Here is a 24,617-nt window from a genome sequence, read left to right as displayed (position 1 = left end):
ATATATGGTAGATTTTAAATATGTAATAGAAAAGAGACACCCTATTCAGGGTGCCTCCTGCTATTACATAGCCAAATCAGTTTGTTGCGGTTCTTCTTTTGTTTTAAATAAATAGACGGTTACAGTCAGCAGAGCAAAAAGTATAAGATAACCAAGAAGAACACCCAGGTTGGTCATCGCCGCCGAGAAATCATTCAATGAAATTAGAGCTTTAAATCCAGCAATCGAATAAGTAAATGGCAAGTACACACTTATACTGCGGAGATTCTCAGGCAGCATATCAATGGGAAGATTTGCTCCAGTTGTCGAAAGCTGCATGACAACCAATGCCAATAAAATAAAGCGGCCGATATTTCCAAAAGAAGCAAAGAACATGACAATCGCCGTAAATACAATACTAACCATTACAGCGAATAAGATGAATCCTGCTGGGTTTGTAACCTCTAACCCCAAGAATGCAAGGACAACAATGGATAGCAGGATTGCCTGAACCACAGCTAAGGAAGCAAGATTCATAAATTTCGCAACGAACCAGCTCATCTTAGTTACATTTAGTTCCTGAGGCTTGTTGAAATTGATGAACATTGACATTATTAAGATCCCTACAAATAATGCAAGTGTCATCACATATGGCGCAGAAGAATCTCTGTAAAAAGAAATAACCGTTGACTTTGTTGCTAATTAGTTCAACTGGTGAAGCGAACATGCCAATATTTTTTTCGTTAGCTTTAATCTTACCGGTTTCCTCAGCTCCATCCTTTAATCCGGCAGCCAATTGGCCACTTCCATCATAAAGTTTCCCTGCTCCATCATTCAATTTGGAAACTCCATCAGTTAGGTCGCCCCAGCCTTTTTCCACGTTCACATTTCCGTCGCTGACTTGGATAACTCCTGAATTAATCTTGGAAGCACCAGCTGTCAGCTCACGCCATCCCTTATCTACGGAAGCATTTCCGTCGCTGACCTGAGCTGCCCCTGAATGGATTTTAGTTGCACCTGCAGTGAGCTCCTTCCAGCCTTTATCTACCGTGTGATTCCCTGATGATATTAAAGCCGCTCCGCCATCAAGTTCTTTGACTCCTGCTGTGATGGTTCCCCATCCAGCATTAACGGACTTATTTCCTGCAGCTATTTGAGTTGTTCCATCATGAAGCAATCCGACCTTAGTGATCATTTCATCCCAGCCTGCTGCTACACTTGCTGTTCCGGCAGCAAGGACAGGAGCACTAGCTGCTAATGTTCCCACTCCCTGATCGATGGCAGTTTGACCTGTTACTAATTGGTTGATACCGTCCGCAATGGAATCTGCTTTAGGTTCTTTACTATTTTCAGTGAATGTTTTTTCAAGCTTCTCAGCACCTGCTTGTAAATCCAGCAGGTCAGCAGCTTTTTTTGTATCTGAAACAGCTGCAGTAATAGCTTGACTAGTACCTAAAATGACTAAAAGGTCAGAGTCTTTACGAGATTCAGGAGGTGTAGAAAAATAAGCTCCAATTAATGCATTTAATCCTTTAATATTCTCACTGAGTGCTTGTGAATTTTTTACTACCTCATCCACACCATCTGAAATCCTGACAGTACCAGGACCAAGATCATTCCTAACTGCTAACTGCACTTTTGTTAACCCTTCTAAAACCTCGGCAGTTCCATCTTTCAAAACTGGCACATTTTCACCTATTAGCTTCCCTCCCGCAGCAAGTTGAGTGATACCTGGCTGTCCGTCTTTAAGCTTTTGCAGAAGCAATCCAGTTCCTGTATTTACTTCTGCCGATCCATCCGCCAGCTTGGTAATGTCTGTGGATTTTTCATTAAGGGAGCTTAAAAGCAGACCTGTGCCATCTTTCAGGTCTTTTGAACCGTTTGCAAGTTTTGTAATATCGCTTTGTTTGGATTTCAAACTACCTGCTATTTGTGCAGTCCCTGCTGCCAGTTCCTTTGAACCACTTGCCAGTTTTGATATATCTCCTTGTTTTCCAGCTAAAGTACCCACCAGTTGACCAGTACCACTTTTTAATTCAAGAGTTCCAGCCGCCAGTTTGGAAATATCTGCTGACTTTTCGTTAAGGGTAGTCAAAAGCAGTCCAGTACCATCATGAAGTTCAGCTGTTCCGTTATACAGCTTGTCAGATCCATCCGCTGCACTTTTAAATCCATTCGCTACCTCTCCAAGATTTGCAAAAATATTGCTCGCATACTTTTCGGTAATCTTGTTGGCAAGCTTCTCTCTCAGCTTTTCAGTTGCACTTCTTGTCACTTGTGCGGCCATAAAATTAAGACCCTCATTTTGGATATAATTGAGTTCCAATTTCTTCGGATCGGCATCCAGGACCGTTGTCACTCTTTCAGAGAAGTCTTCTGGAATCTCAATGACCATGTAATATTTATTACTTTGCAGTCCTTTTTCTGCTTCCTGTGAATCTACAAAGTTCCAACCTAGGTCATTGCTTTTCTTCAGGTCTGCCACAAGATCCTCCCCAACATTAAGGGGCTCGTCCCCGGACATGGCACCTTTGTCTTTGTTGACAACCGCAACAGGAAGATTGGAGAGATTGTCATACGGTCCCCAATCTGGAGACAGCAGGATTCCGCCATAAACGATTGGCACCAACAAAGCTGCAATAACAGAATAGAGTACCCCCTTACTCGATGCAATCTGTGACATTTGAGCCAACCACAAGCTAAACCAATTCATTCGTATTCCCCCATGAGAATTATATATATGTTAAAGCGACTGAATGAGTATTCAATCACTGCAACAATTATTATTCTCATGTATAGGTATATATTCCTGCGTAAAATACTGAAAATAAAAAATATTTTTAATATTATAATAATATAATGAAAAAATCCCCCCTAAATGAATAAGGAGAATCTTAATAGTTCTCTATTAATTTGTCACTCTATTCTTTAAAGTCCCAATCCCTCCAACAGTAATTTCAACGGTATCTCCAGACTTTAGAAATCTTGGCGGCTTAAAGCCTTTGCCTACGCCTGCTGGGGTTCCGGTTGCGATGATGTCCCCTGGCTCGAGTGTCATTCCCTGCGAGAGCACGGCAATGATCTCTTCTACTGGAAAAATGAAGTTTTCCGTATTGGAGTCCTGTCTTACTTCTCCATTTACTGTTGTCTTTATATCGAGGTTGTTCGGGTTGTCAATCGCTGATTTATGGACAATCCATGGCCCCATCGGACAGGTAGTATCCAGGCTTTTTCCGATAAAAAACTGTTTGTGCTTCGCCTGTAGGTCACGTGCTGTCACATCGTTCACGATTGTGTAGCCAAACACATATTCCAATGCCTCTTCCCTTTTGATCCCAATCCCTTTTTTGCCAATGACGACTGCCAACTCGCCTTCGTAATCCAATTGTTCAGTCAATTCAGCATGGTTCTGAATGTCCTGTTCATGGGCAATGACAGTGGTCGGTGCCTTCGTGAACACCATGACATGCTCGGGGATATCATCCTTGCTCCCCATCTCAATCGCATGCTCCGCGTAATTCTTGCCCACACAGAAAACATTTTTCGCTGGGCGTGGAATTGGCGCAAGCAATTCTACTGATTCAAGCGGAATGTATATTTCGCCGTCGAGATTATGCTCGCTTACCCATTGAACTGTTTTTTTCGCTTCCTGATAAAATAGGTCGCCAAGAGAAATGGCTTCAGCCATGCCAGTTGGGAGCGCTGATTTACCTCCCATTTTTTCATAGGCCTCCAAAAGTGGCAGTACTCGCCCGCCATCTGGATGAACGATTCCAATAAAATGACCAGATTTATTTTTATATGTAGCGAATTTCATATTAACGCCCTCCTTTAATTGACTTCTCATCTATGAATTTTTCTGTTTCGCGAGGATTTGTAAAATGGTATATATCTTTTCCTTGAATCTTTAATTCTTCTAACCTGGCAATGATACCAGGAGCCTTTTCACGCTTGTATTTTGCGACCCATTTGATAAAATCCCAATCCAGTCTCTCCGGACAGCCTTCATTCATATCCGGCCTTGTCCTGCCGTGGTACATGATCCTTCTTTTGAATATTCCATACAGGCATCTTGTAGTAGAGTAATCCAGAAAGATAATTGAATCTGCTGCTTGTGCCCTCATGTCAATGGTACTGCCGTAGTTGCCATCCATAAGCCACGAATCTTCTTCAATCACTTGCTGAATCAGTTTTTTCCACTCATCTTTTGCAGTCATTTCCCAGCCCGGCTTCCAGTACATTGCATCAAGATGGTACACCTTAATATTGAGGATTTCCCCCAGCTTCCGTGCAAGTGTCGACTTCCCTGCACCTCCGCAGCCAATGATTATGACCTTCTCCATCAGGACTCACCCTTTTTTAAAGGCTGTTTTTTCAGGTATGTGCCGATTCGCCACAGCCATTCGACCGGGCCGTAGTGGAACCTTTTAACATACCAGCTGCTAAGTGCCAATTGAATAATGTATATGACTAGCACAAGAATTGTTCCTGAAAAAATGGACCACTCTCCATAGTATCCTAATCCATAACTATAAAAAGTCAGTGTCGAAACGACAGACTGGAATAGGTAATTGCTGATGGAGAGCCTACCGGCAGCCTCTAGCGGATAGAGCAGCCTGTCAAATTGCTTCATTTCGGAAACAAGGGCAATGATCAGTGCATACGCCACCGCAACCAACGCACCGCCAAAAACATCCTGCGCATAATCCGTCATAAAGGTTTTGCCATACAGGTAAGGAATTGCTTTTATCAGGAAGCCAATGGTTGCGAGTACAGCCGCAGCCATGGCTATCTTCCCTCTTTTCTCCCGCACCTTTTCAAAAAGTTTGACCTTAGCTGCTCCAGCTCCAATCATGAACAAGGGAAGAATGGTGACTAAATATAAAAATAATCCTGCCAGGTTATTATTCCTGTACCATTCAGATATTCTGTACTCTGTCACTTCAGCAAAGCTTCCTCTTTGATAGATTGTTATGGACTGTTCCGCAGCTTCTCCGTCATACATCGAAAATTCGCTTCCACCGTCGATTGCTGAGGCTGCACCGAGCATCAACAACAAGAGCAGATTAGGAATTATGTATAAGCTCAATCCTGCAATGAAAAGCCTTTTTGCACTCCAGCCAATGAAAAGCAGGAAAGCGAAACCGCATACTGCATATGTGATGAGAATATCACCAGGCCAGATCAAGAATGCATGGATTAATCCAATCAACAACAGAATAGAGAGTCTCCTTAATGCAAGTGGTTTGAAGTTTATGCCTTTTGCCAGCGTGCGTTCTCTTAAAATCACGAGCCCATACCCAAACAGCATTGAAAACAAAGGGTAAAAGCTTGCCTGGATGAATAGGTCAATAAAACGGTATGTATAAAGGTTTACGCTGCCATCCCACCATGTCTCTGGATCGATATAAAAATAAGGAGAATGGAATGAAATCATGTTCACTAGAAAAATCCCCAATAATGAAAATCCTCGCATCCGGTCAATTGAAACAATTCTATTGCCGAATACCTGTCTGTTAGTCTCCATCTTCCCCCTCATTCCATCCAATAGTTAACATCTATTCTATGTATATCACACAACAAAATAATATGCCAAAGGTAACATAAGAACACCAGATGCAGCTAGATTTCCCGCAAGAAAAAAGGACGCCACTAAATGGCTGTCCCCAGGGCTATTAATTTACAAATCTGCCAGTCTTGCCATTTGCTTCCCAGTATTCATTCCGCAAATGGACCTTCTGAATTTTTCCGGAAGCTGTTTTCGGCAGTTCTTTTACAAATGTCACTCCGGTAATGGCTTTGAAATGCGCCAGTTTTTCTCTTGAAAAAGCAATGAGATCCTGTTCTGAGACGTGCTCATTTTCACGGAGAACAATATAGGCGTGAGGAGTCTCTCCCCACTTTTCGTGAGGGACTGCAATGACAGCTGCTTCAAGGACTGCCGGATGATCATATAATACTCCCTCGACTTCAATGGAAGAAATATTTTCTCCGCCGCTGATGATGACATCTTTCTTGCGGTCAACGATGTCTATATTGCCATATTCATCGACCGTCGCCATGTCCCCGGTATGGAGCCAGCCATTACGGATCGTTTCCATCGTCGCCTCATCGTTTTTCCAGTAGCCTTTCATGACTCCATTGCTTCGGGTGATGACTTCCCCTATTTCCTTGCCATCATGTGCAACCTCTTCGCCATAATCGTTGACAACCATTACCTGGCTGCCAATCATCGATATTCCAGCTTTGGCTTTCATTCGATATTGTTCATTCAAAGGCAGCCGCTTCAAATGCGACCTGATCGTGGAAATCGTACTTAAAGGAGAGGATTCTGTCATCCCGTACACCTGGATGAACTCCCATCCAAGTTCTTTTTCCACCCGGGTAACGAATGCTGGCGGCGGAGCAGAACCGGCAATGACCACACGAACCTGCTGTTCGATACTTGGGACATTCTTTTCATAAAATTGAAGCAGTGCGTTCAACACAGTCGGAGCCATATGCATGACGCTGACCTTATGCTTTTCCAGCGCATTGAAAATCGTCTCGGGCGTCGTCTTTCGCAGACAGACTTGAGATGCTCCGTTTGCTGTGTAATAAAATGGTGATCCCCATCCATTTACATGGAACATCGGCAAGACATGCAGGAGGACATCCTCGTCGCTGACACGTAAATGGTGCATCGTACTTAAAGCGTGAAGATAATTATTTCGGTGCGTCAGCATTACCCCCTTTGGATTCCCAGTCGTCCCGCTTGTATACAGAAGGCTGCATACATCATTTTCATCCAGCTCTGCACGTTTGAAAGTCTCATCAGACTGCTGGAATAGCCATTCATCATAATCAGTTTCACCAAGAGTATCATCCTTGTAATGGACAATAATGTGCTGTACACTTTCGAGTTGATCCTTAATCGGCTGGATCAAATGGTATAAGTCCTGATCAACGAATAAAACCTTTGATTCACTGTGGTTCAGGATGAACAAATAATCATCAGGCTTCAGACGAATGTTCAATGGGACCATGACTCCCCCCAGCTGGAATACGCCATAGAAACCTTCAAGCATTTCAATCGAATTCGGTGCAAGATAGGCAATCCGGTCACCCTTGCTTACCCCTAGCTTTCTTAAACCATCTGAAAGCCTGTTCACCCTAGCGTTCAACTCAGAATATGTAAGTTCTCTGTCCTCAGAAAAAATGGCTTTCTTACTTCCGTAAAGCGACACTGCACGATCTAAAAACTGGTTCAACAGCAATGGAACGTTCATAATCTGCCTCCTCTAGAATAATTTTATAATTCTAAATATATAAATATATTAACATATCACACTCTCTGTTATATAACTTTTTAACTGTTATATAACATGTTTTTTCAAGACTGCGGTACCCTTTTTTCGAGATGGTGTTTTGCAACTTGTATCAAACCACAAGCAGGCTAGTGATGTATCCTAAAAAGGCCCTATAAGCACAATAGGCATTTTAATCACATTCTTCATTTGGGCACATAAGATAATAAAGAAATCTAAATAAAGGGTGTTGCAAATGCCAGCAATCGTTGGAGTCGCACAGGTCATTTCCCTGGGGAACAGCGCTGTCTTCCACATTGGCGATGTTTATAGAATCAGCCCGATTTCCAATGCTAAAACCTTTTCTGGAGCCGGTTCATTCAATACCGGTGACGGGTTGACCGTTTACAATAACCAAAGCTCAACGAATACCTATGATCCTGATGCCGTCGATCAAGGAAATTATCTGAATGTTTAATGTGGGTGAGTCTGATGAATTTTTATATACAACAATCAATCAATATCAACCTTCTGAAGATAGATGGAATCACGAACTCTTCTGTTCTGCAAATTGGCAGTGCAGGAATGATCAAGCCCGTTTCCTACCTCTATAATACCGGTGGATTTACAGCTCCTGCCCCAGAGGCGGTCCACCCCTCAGAAATCACAACTGGCATGGGAGAAATGCCAGGCGGCAGCAACATACTTGAAGCACCTGCCGTACCGCTTCAGGCTCCTGTACGCCAAATTTAACTATTCTCAAAAATGCTGAGTCGATGCGAGGTGATTCTTTTGAACGCGGAATTTTATCAATATTTAAAAAAGCTGCATGTATATGTGGAGCACCAGAGCAAAAAGACTGCCAGATTGGAGAAAATGGTGCACGAATTGCAGCAGGAAATTGCTGCACTAAAAGAGCGGCCTCCGGTTCAGATAGGAAATATCGAGTATAAATTCGACCAGTTAAAAGTGGAAACCCTTGAGGGAACCTTGAATATTGGTTTAAACCCTACAGACTTGGATGGAATTGATGATTTTACCGTTGATCAAAAAAACGTAAATGTGCCGATTCCCCCGAAGCAGTTATTTAAAAGGACGGTCGAAATCGAAACAGCCCTGCACCACTATCTAGAATCTGAATTGGAGAACATTTACCGAAGTGCTCAGGTCGAGCTGGGGATCAGTTTGGAAGATTCATATTTCGAGTTTATTAAAAATGATATCAAAAAACAGTTGTCTGGCAGAGTAGCTCAGCATTTACAGGAACAATCATCAGGTGAAAGAGGCACTGACCTAAGTCCTGAGCTAAACGAGCGGGTGATTGATCTTCTTAAGCAGGAAATCCAGAATGGTGTGTTCCTGTTCCTGAAAAACCTGCCTGATAATGTAAAGGAAGGGCGTTCATAATGAATTTCCAAGTCTATAACCGTGATATATGCGTCGGCGACATAAGAATCATAGGTGTTTCGAGTTCTTCGTTGCTGATGGTTGGTGATGCTGAAACGATCCAGCTGGCAGCTACCTTTGATACACCGGCAGAATCCTTGATTGTCGGGCCATTTGTCCCGCTGTCACCGGATATTTCGTGATCGCTATGCTACAGAGAATAACCTGTGTTGACCATATAAAAATTGACGCGGTATCCTTCTCCTCGATTTTACAGATTGGTGATTCGGAGCAAATACAGGCGTTGTCCAGGGCTCTCGCCGTCCAAAGAGAGGCAGAGATATTTTTTGATAATGAAGGGAACTTCGCATCGTTCCCGATTTTTTCAGAAACAATCCCCTTTCAACCAGCAGTTGAAGAAAATGTTGTTTTCTCAACCCATAACCTCAACCCTGTATTGAAGGTTCGGAACATTGATATCATGGGAGCTTCTTCCTCGGCTGTAGTCCACCTTGGAAACAGCCGCAATATTGCGATGGAAGCCCGAGTAAAGCATATTCGTCAGCTTTTGCCCAGAATGAACATGTCGAATGGGGAAGACATATAGATTTAGTAAGGAGCTTTTGGCCTAAAGAATGAGCATCATCCACAAGCTACAATAAAAAAGGCCTAAACAAAAGCAGAAAAGGATGTTTTCAATGCCAGCAATAATAGGTCCTGTGCAAATATTGAATGTAGGCGGCGGGACGGTGCAGTTTGGCGACACGCTGTTCATCTCGCCAAAAAGCAGTGCAAAAACTGTCGCTGGTCAGGGAGGATTCAATACTGGCGGTTTCATTGTTACAAATAACGGATTGAGTGCCAGCAATGTTCTTGATGCCAACATGATTGACCAGCCGATAGCAGGTAATAACTAGCGTTTATTTCGTTTACGCGCATTAGATTTAGTAATTTTCGGCAGCCTTGTAGAAGGCTGTTTTTTTATCCATTTCAAAAACTTCTGCAATTCAGGATGGGAACGAAGCCGGTCAATCGTGTTCAATCCCGATGCCAGTTCCTCGTTCGTGAACAAAGCATGAATCTGTTTATGGCACGGAATGCACAGATTGGCTGTTGGCAAGAAAGTGCCCCCCATTTCTTTAGGAACCAGATGGTGAATGGTCACCTCCACCTCTTCCCTGCCGCATAACTCACATGTACCCGATTGCTTTTTCTTTGCCACTCGGTGATTCCTCCCTACCATTTGTGAACTGGTCTTGAGCTTGAATTGCTTTCATTGAAAATAACTTTTTCTATCGGACATTTTCTTCATCATTCGTCTTCTGTTTGGCCGATACAGCCCTTCTATCGGACATTTTCCTCATCATTCGTCTTCCGTTTGGCCGATACAACCCTTCTATCGGACATTTTCCTCATCATTCGTCTTCTGTTTGGCCGATACAGCCCTTCTATCGGACATTTTCCTCATCATTCGTCTTCCGCTTGGCCGATACAGCCCTTCTATCGGACATTTTCCTCATCATTCGTCTTCCATTTGGCCGATACAACCCTTCTATCGGACATATTTCTTATCATTCGTCTTCTTTTTGGCCGATACAACCCTTCTATCGGACATTTTCCTCATCATTCGCCTTCTGTTTGTCCGATATAGTCCTACTATCGACATCTCTGCAGGACAAACCGAAAAAACCGGCAGGATTATTATTCACATCCCGCCGGTTTTTAACATTCCTTTATAGTTAATCCAGTTCAAGCAGATGCCCGCCGTCGAAGAAATATAAGTATTTCTCCGCAACAGGCTGTTTCCACACCTGTTCAATTGCTTTGGCATACAAGCTGATTTGGATTCGATATCGTTCCTCCAGAATAGGCTTTGCCTGCTCGAACCCGCCTTTATAGCGGTCATGGATGCCATCCGTTTTAAAGTCCAGCAGGACGGTTCCTTTTTCATCCCGGAAAATGCAGTCGACTACCCCCTGGATAAAGATCGGTTCGTTTTCGCCCTGCCAATCAGGATAAACTTCTTTTGACGGCAATGACAGATAAAACGGTACCTCGCGGCTGACTTTTTCTGCCGATACCAGTCGCTTGCCGATGTCCGTTTCAAAAAAGGCAAGGATCCATTTTTTATCAATAGCATCACGCTGCTCAGGGAAAAGCAGCTCCTTCACTACCATCTCCTCCAGCTGCAGATCCAGGGAGGCTTCGGTTACTGGCTGGTCCAGATTGATATGCTGCATGACCATATGCATCGCAGTTCCGCGTTCTGCAGGTGTGAGTTTCTTTTCCTGCATGAATCTTGGCCGATTAAGGATGGGTTTTGAAAACCTCCGGATCATCTGTGTTCCGCTTTCTTCATCCCTTGTTTCGTGGTTGCGTTTCAGCTCGGTAACGGACTGCTTCGAGCGGTGGTTTGCTGCTTCCTTGAAATGATAATTCCAGGAAAGCTGCCTGTTCACTGTCTCTGCCAATTCTGAGTCCCTGTTCACTGGCTTACCGGCTGCAACAAGGTCCATCAAGCTTTCGTGCTCTTCGGTTTGTCCCTCTGCATATGAAGCGATTTCCTCTGCTTTAACGCTTTCAATTTTCCAACGGGAAGGGTGGCAAGTAATGTCCTTACCCAGTGCCGGATGAAGGATTTCCGCACCTTCCCTGATATCAATACAATCCCGGTGGCGTACCACTGCAGGTCCAATCCAGTCGATATAACCCGAAGCAGAAGCTCTTGAATATTCATCCAGCAGCCATTCAGGATGGCTTGCTTCGTCCTGCCACTTGCTGATCGTCTTTTCTGCATCTTTGACCGACCCAATCAAGTAGAGCTTTTCCTTTGCCCGTGTCAAGGCAACATATAATACTCGCATTTCCTCTGCCAGCATTTCCATCTTCTTCTTGCGCTTGAATGCCAACTGCGGCAAGGATGGGAAGGAAATCCGCTTCTCGGGATTGATATATTTTGCTGCAAAGCCAAACTCTTTATCGAGCATATAGAATTTTTTCAGGTCCATCGTATTGAAATTTCGGGCAAGCCCGGCAACGAAGACAACCGGGAACTCCAGTCCCTTGCTGCTGTGGATCGTCATGACCCTGACCACATCTTCCTGCTCTCCAAGTGCTCTTGCAGCGCCCAGGTCGTCTCCGCGCTCCCTCATCCGCTCAATGAAGCGCAAAAAGCGGAACAGGCCTCGGAAGCTTGTGGCTTCATATTGTCGCGCGCGATCATATAGTGCTCGCAGGTTTGCTTGGCGCTGCTTGCCTCCTGGCATCCCGCCGGCAAAATCGAAGAATCGGGTTTCCCGGTACAATTGCCAGATTAAATCGGATACAGAACCCTGCCTTGCTGAGGTTCTCCATTTTTTCAAGCTTTCGAAAAAGCGATTTGTTTTCTCATGCAAGCGCTCATTTTCCGGCAATGGCCGCTCAAGACAGAAAGCAGTCAATGCCTCGTAGAAGGAACCGCGTTTCTGGCTGACCCTGATGATGGCAAGCTCTTCCTCATCCAGCCCGACAATAGGCGACCTCAGGACTGCAGCGAGCGGAATATCCTGATAAGGATTGTCAATCACTTTCAACAGAGAAAGCATGACCGCGACCTCTGTTGCCTGGAAATATCCAGTCGACAGATTCGCGTAAATCGGGATGCCTTGCTGCTTGAACTCCTCCATTATTTGCGGCGCCCAGGTCATCGAGCGGAGGAGAATGACGATATCACGGTAATTGACGGGCTTCGAGGTCTTTGTCTTCGGATTGTACACACCCCGCCGTTCTTCTACCATATCCTTAATGTGCTTAGCCATCAGCCTTGCTTCGAGCTGGGATTGTTCCAGGTCATCAGCGTCGAAATCACCTTCTGCACTTTCATTCTCAGTCTCTGTTTCTGCGGTTTCACCCTCGCTTTTATCAATCAAGAGCAGCTCCACAGGGAACTCGTCATCCTCAGGATAAGGCGCTCCTATTTTCAGCTCGGCATTTTCATCGTAAGCAATTTCGCCAACCTTGATTCCCATGATTTGCTTGAATAAATAATTCGTCCCGTCAAGGACTTCTTTGCGGCTCCGGAAGTTCTTAGCGAGATCAATTTTCAAGCCGGTTCCTTCTCCGCTGGATGTGAACCTGTTGTACTTTCCAAGGAACAAATTAGGCTCAGCAAGACGGAACTTGTAGATTGATTGTTTTACATCGCCAACCATGAACAGATTGCCTGCTTCTTCTCCTTCAGCAGTCACAAGCTGGAGGATTGCTTCCTGGACCATATTTGTATCCTGGTATTCGTCCACAAGGACTTCTTTGAACTTCTGGCGATAAGCAAGTGCTGCCTCTGAAGGTTCAGGTTGTCCTGGATGCGCCACTTCCTCCACATCCGTATTGACAGTCAGAATATCAAGAGTATAATGCTCCAAATCAGAGAAATCGACGAGGCCACGTTCCTGCTTCACTTCTCCAAACCGGCGCGAGAATTCTTTTACAAGATCAATCAGGACAGAAACCAAGGGCTTCATTTCCTGCATATCCTTCAGGAAACTCTCAGGTCTGCGTGAGAATAATTCCCCTCTCAGATCCTGGACGATTTTCTTTGCCCGGTCGCGTAGCTTAGCTGCCTTGTCAACAAGCTCCTTGTTGAAATCATCACCGCGGCATGTTTTTGCCCTGCCAAAATTAGCGAGCTGGATCGCCTCATAAAGCTCTGCCCATGATCTGTCCCTTGCAGCAAGCAAGGTATCAATCACATGCAAGTCTTCGGTAAAATTAACCGCTCTTGGTGCCGGACCTCCTGGCATTTTGGCAATCTCCATCGCTTTTTCCAGAAGCTGTTTCGCCCCCTGTAGCTGCAGCTCGATATCCGCTACGAGCACCTTCATGAAAGGCAGATCCTCCATTGTTGAGCTGTCTGCTGCGTCATACATCGAAACGATTGAATCCAGGTAGGCATCAGGTGAAGGATTGGATCTGGCAAAATCGAACAGGTCGACAATTATATCCTTCAATCCTTCATCGCTGCGGTCATTCGTGAACGCATCCACCAGGTTGAAAAATGGCTGGTTGTCTGCATTTCCGTACTCTTCCTCGAAAAGGTCCTCGATCACTTCATCCCTAAGCAACTGCCCTTCTGTTTCATCTGCAATCCTGAAGCCAGGATCAACATCAATCAAGTAATAATATTTCCTGATCACTTCAAGGCAGAAGGAGTGAAGCGTTGAAATGGACGCTCTGTTCAGCAGGCTGAGCTGCTTTTTCAAGTGGGTCGAAGCCGGGTTGCTGTCAATTGCTTTTTCCAGTGCTTCTCCTATCCTGTGGCGCATTTCAGCCGCGGAGGCATTCGTGAATGTCACGACGAGCAGTTCATCAACATCCATTGGGTTGCTTTCCGAAGTGATTTTCCTGATGATCCGCTCAACAAGCACGGCCGTTTTTCCCGACCCTGCTGCTGCTGCGACAAGGATATCCTGGCCCGATGCCATGATTGCCTTCCATTGATTTTCCGTCCAGGTTGCCCCTTCCGGTACTGGCGGTATTGTCATTTTAGCCAAGATCCTCTTCCTCCTCTCCGATTGATGCTAGAATATCCAGTTTCCTGATTTCTTCTAACCGATCATTTGCTCCAGGCAAGCCATCGTTTGCTGTCATCTTTTGATCCTGACGGAGCGACGCCAGCAAGTCTTCTTTTTTTATGACCGGAAGCTTCCTGAAATCATTCGATTCCACGGCCTGGTCAAACTGGCAGACCGGCTTGAAAGAACAGAATGTACATGGAGCCCTGTCCTTTAGCTTATACGGCGCCACATCGACAATTCCGCTGACAATCCTATTTCCGGTCTCTACATATTTGTGGCGGACGAATTGCCGCAAATGGTCAAAGTCTTCCTTGCTGGCCACTTTTGAGCTTTTCAGCAGGCTTCCATCCTTTTTAAAACCTGCGGAAATAATCTGTGAGCTTCCTGTATCAAGCCCCTTGTCCATCATTCTGATGACATTTTCATCGCCGAGGAGCAATCCATTCATTTTAAAACGTTTGAGGATTTCCTCTTCGATTTCATCAAGAGTCAGCATTTTCGATGCGTTGACAATAGGATTATGGACATGGAAATACAGAACTCCAGCCGGGTCAGCAGCCTTGCCAACCAACATTGGCGAATGAGTGATGATGATATCCAGGTAGGTAAGCATCTGCAGGGCCACACCATAATAAACCTCAGTCAAATTGACATCCTTCACGCTCGATTTATAATCAACGACCCTCAAGTACACGCCCTTATCATCTTCTGCTTTATCTACGCGGTCAATCCGGCCCATGAGCTCCATTTTTGTCCCATTTTTAAGCGAAAAAGCAAGCGGCGGCAGTTTTCCCTGTCGGCCGAAGCCAAGTTCCAAGCCTACTGGTGAAAATCCGCTGACCTTCGCATGCTCACTTAATACGAGCGATGCGCGGCTGATGATATTCTGCAGCTTCTGCCTGATATAATGATGCCTGTTCGAACTCATCAAGATCTCATTCTGCAGTTTAGGAGCCAGCTTTTGGACTGCATCCCTTGCCAGTTGTTCAGCCTGGGCTCTTGTCAGCTGGGCCCAGCTAAGGTTTTGCTGCATGACGGTCTCGGCAATTTCCTTCAGTGCAGCGTGGAACAGATCCCCGATGTCAGGCGCCTCAAGCCGGAAGATCTGACGGTCGCGCAGCTTCAGGCCATGCTGGACATAATGTGAGAATGGACAGCTGTTGAACAGCTCCATCCTTGAAACGCTTCCCTGAATTTCTTCACCATAAAGCTCCTTGGTGATGGATTCCGATAGCTGCTTCGTCCTATTTTCGTAAAATAAGCTGGAAAGAACCTGGCGTGCTCTATCTCCCCATTGATGACTCTTTATATAATAATCGTACACATCCCACCAAAAATCATAGACAGGATAATTACGCTTTTTCAATTGAAGCTGTGATGTCAAATAGGATAGAGCAACGTTTTCACCAGCTGCATATTTTAATTGCTCTTCCTCCGGCAACTCAGATGGATCCGGCAGGTAGAAAAGCGTTTGATGTTCAGGGAAAAGATCCGAAATTCTCTTGATGAATGAAGATGGCATCAGAGCTTTCCCTTCTTCATTGGCTATCGGATAACTGATATAGAGTTGTTCCGATGGTGTCACAAATGCCTTGTAGGCAATAAAGTTTTCGTCCAGAAGCTTGGTGCGGCTGCTTGGAGCAAGTTTTATCCCCTTCGACTGAAGAAGCTCGCGGTCATCATCCGCAAAAATCCCTTCCTCTGTTATCTTCGCAGGAAGGACACCTTCATTGACGCCGATGACGAATGCAACCTTGACATCAGCAAGCCGCGTCTTTTCAAGATCGGCAATCAGTATTTGATCGATTGCAGGAGGAATCAGGGAGAATCTTAGTGATTCAAAACCGGCATCAAGAATGGAAACGAATTGTTTTGGCGCTACTTTCGTATCACCAAGCATCTCGACGAACTGGTCAAGAAGATTGACCACTGCGTTCCAGGCTTGCTCATGCTCCCTCGCTTCTACCAGCCTGCCTTCCTGTTCAGCACCCATTCTCCATGCTTCAAGCTTCGCCGGAATATCGAGTTCTTCCATGAACAGATAGACTGCTTCCGCAAGCTTCCTTCCCGTATCTGCTCGCTTCAGGCGGCGGGCCATCCGCAGCAGCGGAGATGTAATCAGCAGCCTCAGGTCATTCAGTTCCTGCTCTGTCTTTTTTTCTATATCTGTCTGGGCCACTCCGTCATACTCCAGGCCGCGTATTCTCCGGTATTTCCATCGTTCTTTTTTCGTCCATTTATCTCCCTGGATGCCATATGCAAGCACATAGTTTTCCAGCACATCCATCTGTTCGCGCATCTTGTTCAGATTCACACCGTCCGGGAACAGCAAATCCGTTTTTACCGCACGGAAAATCGGTTCATACCGCCAGTTCCCCAATACCGTTTCAAGACTGGAACGGACTAGCTCAATCAATGGATGATGAAGCATATTCCGCTTCTGGTCGATAAAGTATGGCAGGCCATAGTCGTCAAAAATCGTTTCAAGTACTTCTCGGTATTCGCTGCCTCGCATCAGTACGGCTATATCGCGATAACGGTAGCCATTATCCCTTGCCAGCCCAAGGATCCTGCGGGCAACGCCTTCCAGTTCTGCCCTTCTGTTGGCAGCCTGTGCAATATGGATCGCGGCTTCACCGTTATATTTAACGGCAGGCCTGGAATCGAATTCCCTTTCAAGATGCTTTAGCGATTCATCCTGCCAGCGCCTCTGTTCCGTCAATACGATTTCTTCTTCCAGATCGTGGCCATTTGCTTTTATCATGTCATACAATGTTGAGCAGGTTTCACCTGTTACCCTGAATAAATGCAGTTCATCAGGCATTTCATTTTTAAAACCCTTGTCGACCGGCAGCGCGATGGTCACCCTTTTACAAGTACTCATAAGCTGGTCAATGATCATCAATTCAAGAGGCGTGAAACTGTAGAAACCATCGATGTATACTTCTGCATTTTGAAGGTATTGCGAGGCCGGGATTTTCTCTGCCAGCAGTTTGAAATAATCCTCTGAATCTATATATTTGCCGAATAATTCGTCTTCAAATTGTCGATACACTAGATCAAGATCATGGATTTTGTCCTTCAGGGCTTTATTCCCTGCGGCGCTTGCCTCCATTTTTCCAGTGAGCTCTTCCGGATTGATCGCATAGCGCTTGAATTCGATCAGCATCTGCTCCATCTGCTGGACAAAACCATTCTTATCCGCTGCCTTCTGGAAGATTTTCAGCTCGTCTTTTTTGTCCTCAATGATTTTTCGGATCATCATGCTGATCCCGACGCTGTCCAAATGCTGGCGAGTGTATCCGCCCGTTTCCTGCAGGATTCTCCATGCAAGGCGCGGAAAGCTGAAAACCTGCGCCCTGATCATTCCCCCAAGCTCAGGGTCAGTGGACAATCTGTATTCGGAAAGGAATGACATTTGTTCAGGGACTAGATAAGCAATCGGGGCCCCCTGCGGGTCTGCGATGAGCCTGTCCTTGATTTCATTAATGATCATCTCGGTCTTGCCGCTTCCCGAGCGCCCCAGTACTAAACGTACAGACATCTTACTACCCCTTTCTCTCTTAAAATATCTATCTCATATATCACTTTGAAAATTGAAAAAGGCGCTTCCTTTTCATGCGCCTTGTACATACCAAACGATTGTTCTATATATCTTTCATTATACCTTTTTTGCGGACCATTTTGGAAGCAGGAAGCCCGTTAATTTTTCCCAAACAACCTGCAAAAACTGTGGTGCCTGCATATGTTGGTGGTGGCAGGTGATATACATGAAATCCATGTCCTTTTTTAAAAAGGCTTCCATTCTTCTGACACTTTGTGCCATCATGGTCGCAAGCAATATCTATACATTGATTCCAATTTATTCGGTCCTGGCAGATGACTTGTTAATCGCTGAATCCCACGTAGTCCTCGCAGGAGGTCTGTTCACTTTCTTCTATGCCTGCGGACTACTGTCATTCGGACCGATTTCCGATATCACAGGCAGACGAAAAATTCTTGTGTTCGGGCTTTTGGCCTCTGCTTTGACGACACTGGCAGTCGGATTCTCTGCCGGATCCCTCACTTTGTGGTTTGCCCGCTCACTGCAGGGAATCACGCTTGCTACTTTCGCTTCTGTTGCATTTGCCTACTCCTATGATGTATTCAATTTTCGGCAAAGAACGATCCTGGTTGTGCTGATTAATACAGGATTCTTAATCGCCGGGATCTTTGGTCAGGTTGCCAGTGCCTTCTTAGCAGATGTTTTTTCCTGGAACAGCGTTTTCTACTTCTTCTCGACAGTCTATTTCATTCTATTTTCAGCTGCATTTTTCCTGTTGAAAGAATCACCGACCCAAACGACGGAAAGCAAGCCTGTATGGAAAAGCTTTTTTCAATTGTTAAAAGAGCCTGTTTTGATGAAATGCTATATGATTACTTTTTCGCTGTTATTTGCGATAATTGCCTTCTATGATGGTATTGGCCGCTTTTTTGATGGTCCTGAATCAGACCTGCTGATGATCCGGCTTGTTGGTTTGATCGGCGCTTCCCTTTCCCTTTTCACAGGCAAACTGATCGATCGCTGGGGAGAGCTGCGCACAATGATGTTTGGTTTGGCCATTGGGTCTATAAGCGCCTTCCTGCTGCTTTTCTTTCATTCTACCGGAGCACTGATCATCTTCTCCATCTTTTTTGTTTCTTCGATTTCACTGGTGATCCCGACCGTCATTACCTTGATTGGGTTTTACGGGAGCAGCCAGCGTGCCAAAGCGTTGTCACTTTATTCTTTTATCCTGCTGACAGGAGCTAGCCTCGCTCCGCCAGTTGCAGCCCTGTTGCCATTCAGCGGAGTGATGATTCTGTTATCTTCATTCTTCTTTCTTAATATAGTGATTTGCATTTTGATTCAAAAAAAGGCACTCCAGTCAGCGAACGCTGGCTGAAATGCCTTTTTTATGTTTTTGGTAAGTAAACTTTTCCCTGAACTTGAAAAATTGATATATTCCGTAATTGTGGTCACTTATTCCTTAGTATCCTGATATATTTATGACTCATGGCTGTTTATTCCTTAAAATCACATTATATTTCAGCTGACTGGCTTCTTTTTACTTGCCATTTCCTTCAACAGTTTCTTGTCGATTTTCCCGACATGTGTTTTCGGCATTTGACTGATAAAATAAATGTTTTTAGGGACTTTATAGCTGCCGAGTTTTTGTTTGCAATATTGCTTAACATCCCCTTCAGATAAAGCTGCTCCTTCTTCAAGGACAATATAGGACGTTACTACTTCACCCCATTTATCATCTGCCACCCCGATGACCGCCGCCTCCTGGATGGATGGATGTGAGCAAAGCCAGTGTTCGATCTCGAGTGGAAATACATTTTCACCGCCTGTGATGATCATCTCTTTTTTCCTGCCGACAATGTAGTAATATCCATCTTTATCCCTCTTCGCCAGGTCACCTGTATGGAGCCAGCCGTCCTTCAAGGTGTCTTCGGTCGCGTTTTTATTTTTCCAGTAATAAGAAAATGCATGATTCCCTTGAATGACGAGTTCACCGACCATATCCTCTCTGACCTCTATACCGGTTTCATCCAGGATCCTGATATTATGGAAAAGCATTGGCTTACCGACTGAGCCCCTTTTTACATCTGCCTCTGAAGGATCTATGTAAAAATTATTCGGGCCGGCCTCTGTCAGTCCATACCCCTCCTTGAAGGCGATGCCTTTCTGTTTGTATGCTTCATAAATTTCAAGCGGGCACGGCGCACCTCCTGATAAAAACAGCTTTAAATCCTCAAATTCCGTCTTCTGGAAAAGATCGGATTTCACTAACATATGATGCATTGTCGGTACAAACAGGACGATTGTGCAACTATGCTCGATTAAGTTCCTAATGGCACTTTCAGGTGTGAAATCATTGGCCAGGACGACGGTGCCTCCGGCCATCAGGATTGGAATGGAAAGGGCGTTCAATCCTCCCGTATGGAATAATGGTAAATATGTCACCGTTCTGTCTTCATTCGTCAGATTCCAGCTGGCGATCGTCGAAATGCTGTTCCAAATGATGGCGCGATGTGACAAAACCGCTCCTTTTGGCTTTCCGGTCGTCCCTCCTGTATAAATCATCGCCAGCGGATCTTCTTCCGCCACTTTTTCTGCATCCAGCTGGCCAACTGTTACGTCAAGCAACTGCCCGTATCGTGAACCATTGATTTGAATGCAACGGTCTTCTTCATCCCAAATCATCGTCACTTCTTTTGTAAAATTGGAATGGAACGCCAGCAGCCTGGGCTCACAGTCCTTTATTATATATGCCAACTCATCGAGGGACAGCCTCCAGTTCAGCGGCACAAAAATGGCGCCAATCTTCCCGCAGGCAAACAGCAAATCAAAGTAACTGATTCCGTTCGGCGCAAGCAGCGCAACCCTGTCTCCTTTTTTGACACCCTTTTCACCTAGCCACACCGCGATTGCTTTAGCCCGATCATTGACTTCCCTGTATGACCACTCCTGATCCGTCCCTGCATCGGCAATCGCAACTGCATCCGGTGTCAATCCCGCTCTCGATCCAAGCCAGTCGAGCTCCCACCTCACCGCAATCTCTCCTTCTCTTGTCTTGATGAATTCATTTTAGGAGATGGGAGTTACAGGATAGTTACATCAACAAAAAACACCACAGCATCCGCCATGGTGTCAAAAGTTTATATACCCTTCAACTCGTCTTCTGTAAAGATCTCCATACTTTTCACATGATTCCTTGCTTCGGCATCACCCAGTTTGTAGACCATCGCGTAAATTTCCTTCATCGCAAAGTCATAATCCGCATGCTCACGGTCTGGATCTGTAAAAGGGTGAAGGTGGGAATTCCCGTAAGTGGCCCAATCCGCTTTATAGTTCTCGGTGAGATACTCCCGCAAATCCTTGATTTCCTCACCGGTTGCAAACAACGTGAATAAATGGCCCTCAGGTTCAGCTGGCGTGTCGAGCACCTCGCCGCTTTCTATATTAAAGTAGTACTTCTGCTTTGTTTCTTCCATGAACAGCACCTCATCCTTTTTTAATACCATTTACCACTTTTGGAGGGAAATTAACCATAAAGTGAATATCGGTGAACTCAAAAAGGGAGATGAACATTTTATTATCCGGTTTTTAGTGTGAGCTTGGCCAAGTGCATGGGATCAGTTAGGTTTAATACCAGTTATGGGAGATTTAATGCCAGTTGAGAAGGTTTTAATTCCAGTTGCGCCCATATTACTACCAGTTAGGACAGTTTTAATACCAGTTAGATCGGCATTAATACCAGTTGGGAGGATTTTCACGGTTACTGGATTTATTTTAACGGTTGACTCAAATTATTAAACGGTTGGGATAAATTATTTAACGGTTGCAGCATTTATTCCTCGTTAAAGCCATATTAATCCCCTTTGCCGTAGCTTTAATCCCCGTTGAGACACATTTAATCCCTGTTGAAGGAATTATAATCCCCGTTACCTTTCCAACCCAAAATAAAGAAGCGCAGCAAGTGCGCTTTTTATCGTGATCCAGCTCCAGCGCTTGTCGGGGCTGGACGAGGCGCTTGCGCTTTTTATTCTTACATCATGATCCCGCCATCGACATGGAGGGTGGTGCCGTTAACATATTTTGACTCGTCTGAGGCGAGGAATAAGTAGGCATGTGCGATGTCCTCTGGCAAACCAAACCTTCCCAGCGGAACGAGCATTTTCATTTGTTCAATCACCTTGTCCGGCACCGCAGCGGTCATCCCTGTTTCGATGAATCCCGGAGCGACTGCATTGACATTGATTCCTTTGCGGCCGAGTTCCTTCGCCCATGTTTTCGTCATCCCAACGACTCCTGCTTTGGTGGCTGCGTAGTTTGTCTGGCCTACATTGCCGTATATGCCGGAAACGGAGGATGTATTGATGATTCTGCCTGAACCTTGCTGGACCATTGCCGGAACAACCGCCTGGGCACAATTGAATACACCCGTCAGGTTGACATCAACGACTTTCTGAAAGTCCTCGGCCGCAAGCTTATGCAGCATTCCATCCCTGGTGATGCCTGCATTATTTATTAAAATGTCAATTTTGCCAAAATGGCCAAGAACATTTTGGACCAGCGAATCCACACTGGATCTGTCGGCGACATTCACCTGGAAAAATACAACGTCATGGCCTTCTGCTGAAAGTTCTGCCGCACGTTTGGATCCTGTCTCCTCGTCAAAGTCCGCCATGGCAACCTTTGCGCCTTCACTGGCAAAAGTTTTAGCTGCAGCGAGCCCGATTCCGTTCGCTGCCCCTGTAATAATCGCTACTTTATCTTTCAATCTCATAAAAACACCTTCCTACTCTGCTAAAAATCCTTCGATATGCTGCAACAACTGATCCAGGTCATCCACTAATGGAGAGTGACCGCAATCCTTCAATACCACAAACTTTGCACGTCCAGCAAAGTCCTCTACAATCTCATCTGCCATTCTCTCAGTGACAACGAGATCCCGGTCACCCCGGAGCACAAGCACAGGAATCTGGATGTCCTTTACCTGATTAGTACCATCCTTCAAGCCATTATTTAAAGCACTGATGTTAAAAGTATTAAGAGAATGGTAGACTTCAGCCAGATTGCGCTGCGAGAGCATATCATCAACATACTCGTCATAATGCCGCTCTTCCGGTTGACGATCGGTATAAATCAAGATATTCCACATCGCCTTTAGAAATCCTCTATTTTGCTGGTCGTAAGCACTCTGGACGGCTAACGTTTTACCAGCATCTTCCTTAACTTCCTCATAAGTAACCAGCCTATTATTCACATCAGGCAGCCCTTCCGCACTTGTGCCGAAGAACGGATATCCTCTTGTGGATGCCGAAGCGAGCAGCACAAGCTTTTCACAATAGCCAGGGTAATCAGCGGCAAACTGCATTCCTACCGCTCCTCCTGTTGACCAGCCAACAAGTGAAAAATCCTTCAGCCCAATTTCATCGACAAACATTTTTACATCATCGGAAAAATCCTTGATCGACATGACTGGCTGATGATAGCTGGACTCGCCAAATCCCCGCAGGTCTATCGCATATACTTTATATTCAGGGGCGATTCCATCAATCAACAAATCCCAATGCTTAGATGATGTCATATTGCCATGGACCAGTAGTACATTTTTAGTTCCGCCGTCCCGTTCCCTATACGCGATTGTTTCCCCATTTGGCAAGTCAACCTTCTTCAATTCAACTGCCGTTTTTTCCATTACAACACGCCCTTCCCCCAAACAATAGTCGTTGCTCCCCATGCATAGCCGATGCCGGCACTGACTAGGACGACAACGTCTCCGTCCTTTAATTTTCCTGCCTTTTCTGCCAATTCCAGAGACAGGATCTGGTCAATCTGTCCGATGTGCCCATAGTCTTCCAGGTAGATGGAGTTTTCGCCCTCTAGCCCCAGCTCCCTCAATACAAATTCATGAGCCGACCGTTTCATGTGAAGCATTCCAATGTAGGCGATGTCCTTCTCGGAAAAACCGCTTTTCTCCACGGACCGACGGATGACTTTTAAAAAATTGGCCATCGACTTTTGTTCGAGCCGCTCCTTCATTCCCTTCGGATCGAGGACATCCAACTGATACAGGCCTTGTGCCAGGCTTTCTGCTGAAATCGGATTTTTTGTTCCCCCGGCAACGACGACGACATCCTCGGAAAAAGAACCATCCGTAATCATTTCTGTTTCGAGAAGAATGTTTTCCTGATGGCCCTTTTGCAAGATAATCGCACCGCCGCCCGCTCCGAGATTGTACATGAACCTTGTTCTCGGATTCTGGTAATCTATGAAATCACCATTTCGGTAGCCTCCGGCGAGGAGGACGGTATTGATTGCTGGATCAGAGGCCATCATTCCCTTCGCCAGCTTAAGAGCCATCACAGTCGTTCCGCATCTTAAGGCCGTGTCGAAGGCCCAGGCATTTCTTGCACCGATTTCCTCCTGCAATTTGATGCCGGCAGTCCATAATGGGTACTCCTTGTATTCCTCGCCAATATAGATGACAAGGTCGATATCCAGCGGATCCAGATCCGCTTTTTCCAATGCTATCCTCGCAGCCTTGATTCCCATTTCACATGTATGGTCTTCCGGCCCTGGCACCGGCTTTTTCCTGATTCCCATTTTTTCTTCCACAACAGGTTCGGGAATTCCTGCCAACAAAGCAATTTCTGCTCCTGTGACAAAATTTTCAGGAAGGTAGATTCCCGTACTAACAATGCCAATCTGCATCTTGGTTCCTCCTATAAGAAAAGCGCAAGCGCCTTGGTCAGCCCCGACAAGCGCTGGAGGGCCTGACAGTGAAGTCGTTCTTAGACTTCATTGGCAGGACTGAAGCGACCTCGAGGGGGTAGGCGCTGGAGCTAGACACTAATCTAAGTGCAAAAGTTCATACTT

General features: G+C 45.4%; 21 protein-coding genes. 7 read left to right on the top strand and 14 right to left on the bottom strand.

Going from position 1 to position 24,617, the window contains the following annotated elements:
• Nucleotides 1-63: 63 nt before the first annotated feature.
• The 6 genes from LGO15_RS06720 to LGO15_RS06695 form a co-directional block, all read right to left on the bottom strand.
• The gene (locus tag LGO15_RS06720) at nt 64-591 is read right to left on the bottom strand and encodes a YhgE/Pip family protein (protein ID WP_264163902.1); all 528 of its coding nucleotides are present in this window, start codon (nt 589-591) and stop codon (nt 64-66) included.
• Nucleotides 542-2,692, bottom strand: coding sequence for a YhgE/Pip family protein (locus tag LGO15_RS06715; RefSeq protein ID WP_226087142.1), 2,151 nt, complete (start codon nt 2,690-2,692; stop codon nt 542-544). The genes LGO15_RS06720 and LGO15_RS06715 overlap by 50 nt, the downstream gene beginning before the upstream one ends.
• Nucleotides 2,693-2,887: 195 nt before the next feature.
• On the bottom strand, nt 2,888-3,796 hold the full coding sequence (locus LGO15_RS06710; protein WP_167832138.1) for a fumarylacetoacetate hydrolase family protein: 909 nt from the start codon (nt 3,794-3,796) through the stop codon (nt 2,888-2,890).
• A gap of 1 nt (nt 3,797) precedes the next feature.
• Entirely contained in the window at nt 3,798-4,322 is a 525-nt protein-coding gene (locus tag LGO15_RS06705; RefSeq protein WP_167832137.1) for a DNA topology modulation protein, read from the bottom strand.
• Complete coding sequence (locus LGO15_RS06700) at nt 4,322-5,506, bottom strand: DUF418 domain-containing protein (RefSeq protein ID WP_167832136.1); 1,185 nt, start codon at nt 5,504-5,506, stop codon at nt 4,322-4,324. The genes LGO15_RS06705 and LGO15_RS06700 overlap by 1 nt, the downstream gene beginning before the upstream one ends.
• Nucleotides 5,507-5,654: 148 nt before the next feature.
• Nucleotides 5,655-7,247: a long-chain-fatty-acid--CoA ligase gene (locus LGO15_RS06695; RefSeq protein ID WP_167832135.1), complete on the bottom strand. Its 1,593-nt coding sequence runs from the start codon at nt 7,245-7,247 to the stop codon at nt 5,655-5,657.
• Nucleotides 7,248-7,521: 274 nt separating this feature from the next.
• On the opposite strand from LGO15_RS06695, the gene LGO15_RS06690 reads away from it, so the two are divergent.
• From LGO15_RS06690 to LGO15_RS06665, 6 genes are all read left to right on the top strand, one after another.
• The gene (locus LGO15_RS06690) at nt 7,522-7,743 is read left to right on the top strand and encodes a spore germination protein (RefSeq protein ID WP_167832134.1); all 222 of its coding nucleotides are present in this window, start codon (nt 7,522-7,524) and stop codon (nt 7,741-7,743) included.
• Between the two features lie 14 nt (nt 7,744-7,757).
• Nucleotides 7,758-8,018, top strand: a complete 261-nt coding sequence (locus LGO15_RS06685) for a spore germination protein GerPB (RefSeq protein WP_226087141.1) — start codon at nt 7,758-7,760, stop codon at nt 8,016-8,018.
• A gap of 39 nt (nt 8,019-8,057) precedes the next feature.
• Nucleotides 8,058-8,672, top strand: coding sequence for a spore germination protein GerPC (gerPC, locus tag LGO15_RS06680; RefSeq protein WP_280846878.1), 615 nt, complete (start codon nt 8,058-8,060; stop codon nt 8,670-8,672).
• Nucleotides 8,672-8,854, top strand: coding sequence for a spore gernimation protein GerPD (locus LGO15_RS06675; protein ID WP_167832131.1), 183 nt, complete (start codon nt 8,672-8,674; stop codon nt 8,852-8,854). The genes gerPC and LGO15_RS06675 overlap by 1 nt, the downstream gene beginning before the upstream one ends.
• A gap of 5 nt (nt 8,855-8,859) precedes the next feature.
• A complete protein-coding gene (locus tag LGO15_RS06670; RefSeq protein ID WP_167832130.1) occupies nt 8,860-9,258 on the top strand; it encodes a spore germination protein GerPE in 399 nt (132 codons plus the stop codon).
• Between the two features lie 91 nt (nt 9,259-9,349).
• Nucleotides 9,350-9,568, top strand: coding sequence for a spore germination protein (locus tag LGO15_RS06665; protein WP_167832129.1), 219 nt, complete (start codon nt 9,350-9,352; stop codon nt 9,566-9,568).
• On the opposite strand, the gene LGO15_RS06660 is transcribed toward LGO15_RS06665, so the two are convergent.
• From LGO15_RS06660 to addB, 3 genes are all read right to left on the bottom strand, one after another.
• Nucleotides 9,565-9,894 (bottom strand): HNH endonuclease signature motif containing protein, encoded by a 330-nt coding sequence (locus LGO15_RS06660; protein ID WP_167832212.1) that lies wholly within the window; start codon nt 9,892-9,894, stop codon nt 9,565-9,567. The genes LGO15_RS06665 and LGO15_RS06660 overlap by 4 nt on opposite strands.
• 496 nt (nt 9,895-10,390) lie before the next feature.
• Nucleotides 10,391-14,170, bottom strand: coding sequence for a helicase-exonuclease AddAB subunit AddA (gene addA, locus LGO15_RS06655; protein ID WP_226087833.1), 3,780 nt, complete (start codon nt 14,168-14,170; stop codon nt 10,391-10,393).
• A 1-nt stretch (nt 14,171) separates the two neighbouring features.
• Nucleotides 14,172-17,747, bottom strand: a complete 3,576-nt coding sequence (gene addB, locus LGO15_RS06650; RefSeq protein WP_226087140.1) for a helicase-exonuclease AddAB subunit AddB — start codon at nt 17,745-17,747, stop codon at nt 14,172-14,174.
• A 226-nt stretch (nt 17,748-17,973) separates the two neighbouring features.
• Between addB and LGO15_RS06645 the strand changes: the two genes are divergently transcribed.
• Nucleotides 17,974-19,128: an MFS transporter gene (locus LGO15_RS06645; RefSeq protein WP_226087832.1), complete on the top strand. Its 1,155-nt coding sequence runs from the start codon at nt 17,974-17,976 to the stop codon at nt 19,126-19,128.
• Nucleotides 19,129-19,271: 143 nt separating this feature from the next.
• On the opposite strand, the gene LGO15_RS06640 is transcribed toward LGO15_RS06645, so the two are convergent.
• The 5 genes from LGO15_RS06640 to LGO15_RS06620 all read right to left on the bottom strand — a co-directional run bounded on the left by LGO15_RS06640 (nt 19,272) and on the right by LGO15_RS06620 (nt 24,452).
• On the bottom strand, nt 19,272-20,783 hold the full coding sequence (locus tag LGO15_RS06640) for a class I adenylate-forming enzyme family protein (RefSeq protein WP_226087139.1): 1,512 nt from the start codon (nt 20,781-20,783) through the stop codon (nt 19,272-19,274).
• 107 nt (nt 20,784-20,890) lie between these two features.
• On the bottom strand, nt 20,891-21,226 hold the full coding sequence (locus LGO15_RS06635) for a hydrolase (RefSeq protein WP_167832127.1): 336 nt from the start codon (nt 21,224-21,226) through the stop codon (nt 20,891-20,893).
• A 554-nt stretch (nt 21,227-21,780) separates the two neighbouring features.
• Complete coding sequence (fabG, locus tag LGO15_RS06630) at nt 21,781-22,521, bottom strand: 3-oxoacyl-ACP reductase FabG (protein WP_226087138.1); 741 nt, start codon at nt 22,519-22,521, stop codon at nt 21,781-21,783.
• A 12-nt stretch (nt 22,522-22,533) separates the two neighbouring features.
• The gene (locus tag LGO15_RS06625) at nt 22,534-23,436 is read right to left on the bottom strand and encodes an intracellular short-chain-length polyhydroxyalkanoate depolymerase (protein WP_226087137.1); all 903 of its coding nucleotides are present in this window, start codon (nt 23,434-23,436) and stop codon (nt 22,534-22,536) included.
• Nucleotides 23,436-24,452, bottom strand: coding sequence for a 3-oxoacyl-ACP synthase (locus LGO15_RS06620; RefSeq protein WP_167832124.1), 1,017 nt, complete (start codon nt 24,450-24,452; stop codon nt 23,436-23,438). The genes LGO15_RS06625 and LGO15_RS06620 overlap by 1 nt, the downstream gene beginning before the upstream one ends.
• Nucleotides 24,453-24,617 lie beyond the last annotated feature (165 nt).

The sequence above is a fragment of the Mesobacillus sp. S13 genome (assembly GCF_020422885.1).
GTDB classification, from domain to species: Bacteria; Bacillota; Bacilli; order Bacillales; family Cytobacillaceae; genus Mesobacillus; species Mesobacillus selenatarsenatis_A.
The sequence above is the reverse complement of the archived record's forward strand: the minus strand, read 5'-3'. Positions and strand labels throughout refer to the sequence as shown.

What these genes read in the sequence shown, in the direction of transcription:
- LGO15_RS06720 (WP_264163902.1), bottom strand. Translation starts at nt 591, where the DNA reads ATGTCAATGTTCATCAATTTCAACAAGCCTCAGGAACTAAATGTAACT.
- LGO15_RS06715 (WP_226087142.1), bottom strand. Translation starts at nt 2,692, where the DNA reads ATGAATTGGTTTAGCTTGTGGTTGGCTCAAATGTCACAGATTGCATCG.
- LGO15_RS06710 (WP_167832138.1), bottom strand. Translation starts at nt 3,796, where the DNA reads ATGAAATTCGCTACATATAAAAATAAATCTGGTCATTTTATTGGAATC.
- LGO15_RS06705 (WP_167832137.1), bottom strand. Translation starts at nt 4,322, where the DNA reads ATGGAGAAGGTCATAATCATTGGCTGCGGAGGTGCAGGGAAGTCGACA.
- LGO15_RS06700 (WP_167832136.1), bottom strand. Translation starts at nt 5,506, where the DNA reads ATGGAGACTAACAGACAGGTATTCGGCAATAGAATTGTTTCAATTGAC.
- LGO15_RS06695 (WP_167832135.1), bottom strand. Translation starts at nt 7,247, where the DNA reads ATGAACGTTCCATTGCTGTTGAACCAGTTTTTAGATCGTGCAGTGTCG.
- LGO15_RS06690 (WP_167832134.1), top strand. Translation starts at nt 7,522, where the DNA reads ATGCCAGCAATCGTTGGAGTCGCACAGGTCATTTCCCTGGGGAACAGC.
- LGO15_RS06685 (WP_226087141.1), top strand. Translation starts at nt 7,758, where the DNA reads ATGAATTTTTATATACAACAATCAATCAATATCAACCTTCTGAAGATA.
- LGO15_RS06675 (WP_167832131.1), top strand. Translation starts at nt 8,672, where the DNA reads ATGAATTTCCAAGTCTATAACCGTGATATATGCGTCGGCGACATAAGA.
- LGO15_RS06670 (WP_167832130.1), top strand. Translation starts at nt 8,860, where the DNA reads ATGCTACAGAGAATAACCTGTGTTGACCATATAAAAATTGACGCGGTA.
- LGO15_RS06665 (WP_167832129.1), top strand. Translation starts at nt 9,350, where the DNA reads ATGCCAGCAATAATAGGTCCTGTGCAAATATTGAATGTAGGCGGCGGG.
- LGO15_RS06660 (WP_167832212.1), bottom strand. Translation starts at nt 9,894, where the DNA reads ATGGTAGGGAGGAATCACCGAGTGGCAAAGAAAAAGCAATCGGGTACA.
- addA (WP_226087833.1), bottom strand. Translation starts at nt 14,170, where the DNA reads ATGACAATACCGCCAGTACCGGAAGGGGCAACCTGGACGGAAAATCAA.
- addB (WP_226087140.1), bottom strand. Translation starts at nt 17,747, where the DNA reads ATGTCTGTACGTTTAGTACTGGGGCGCTCGGGAAGCGGCAAGACCGAG.
- LGO15_RS06645 (WP_226087832.1), top strand. Translation starts at nt 17,974, where the DNA reads ATGAAATCCATGTCCTTTTTTAAAAAGGCTTCCATTCTTCTGACACTT.
- LGO15_RS06635 (WP_167832127.1), bottom strand. Translation starts at nt 21,226, where the DNA reads ATGGAAGAAACAAAGCAGAAGTACTACTTTAATATAGAAAGCGGCGAG.
- fabG (WP_226087138.1), bottom strand. Translation starts at nt 22,521, where the DNA reads ATGAGATTGAAAGATAAAGTAGCGATTATTACAGGGGCAGCGAACGGA.
- LGO15_RS06625 (WP_226087137.1), bottom strand. Translation starts at nt 23,436, where the DNA reads ATGGAAAAAACGGCAGTTGAATTGAAGAAGGTTGACTTGCCAAATGGG.
- LGO15_RS06620 (WP_167832124.1), bottom strand. Translation starts at nt 24,452, where the DNA reads ATGCAGATTGGCATTGTTAGTACGGGAATCTACCTTCCTGAAAATTTT.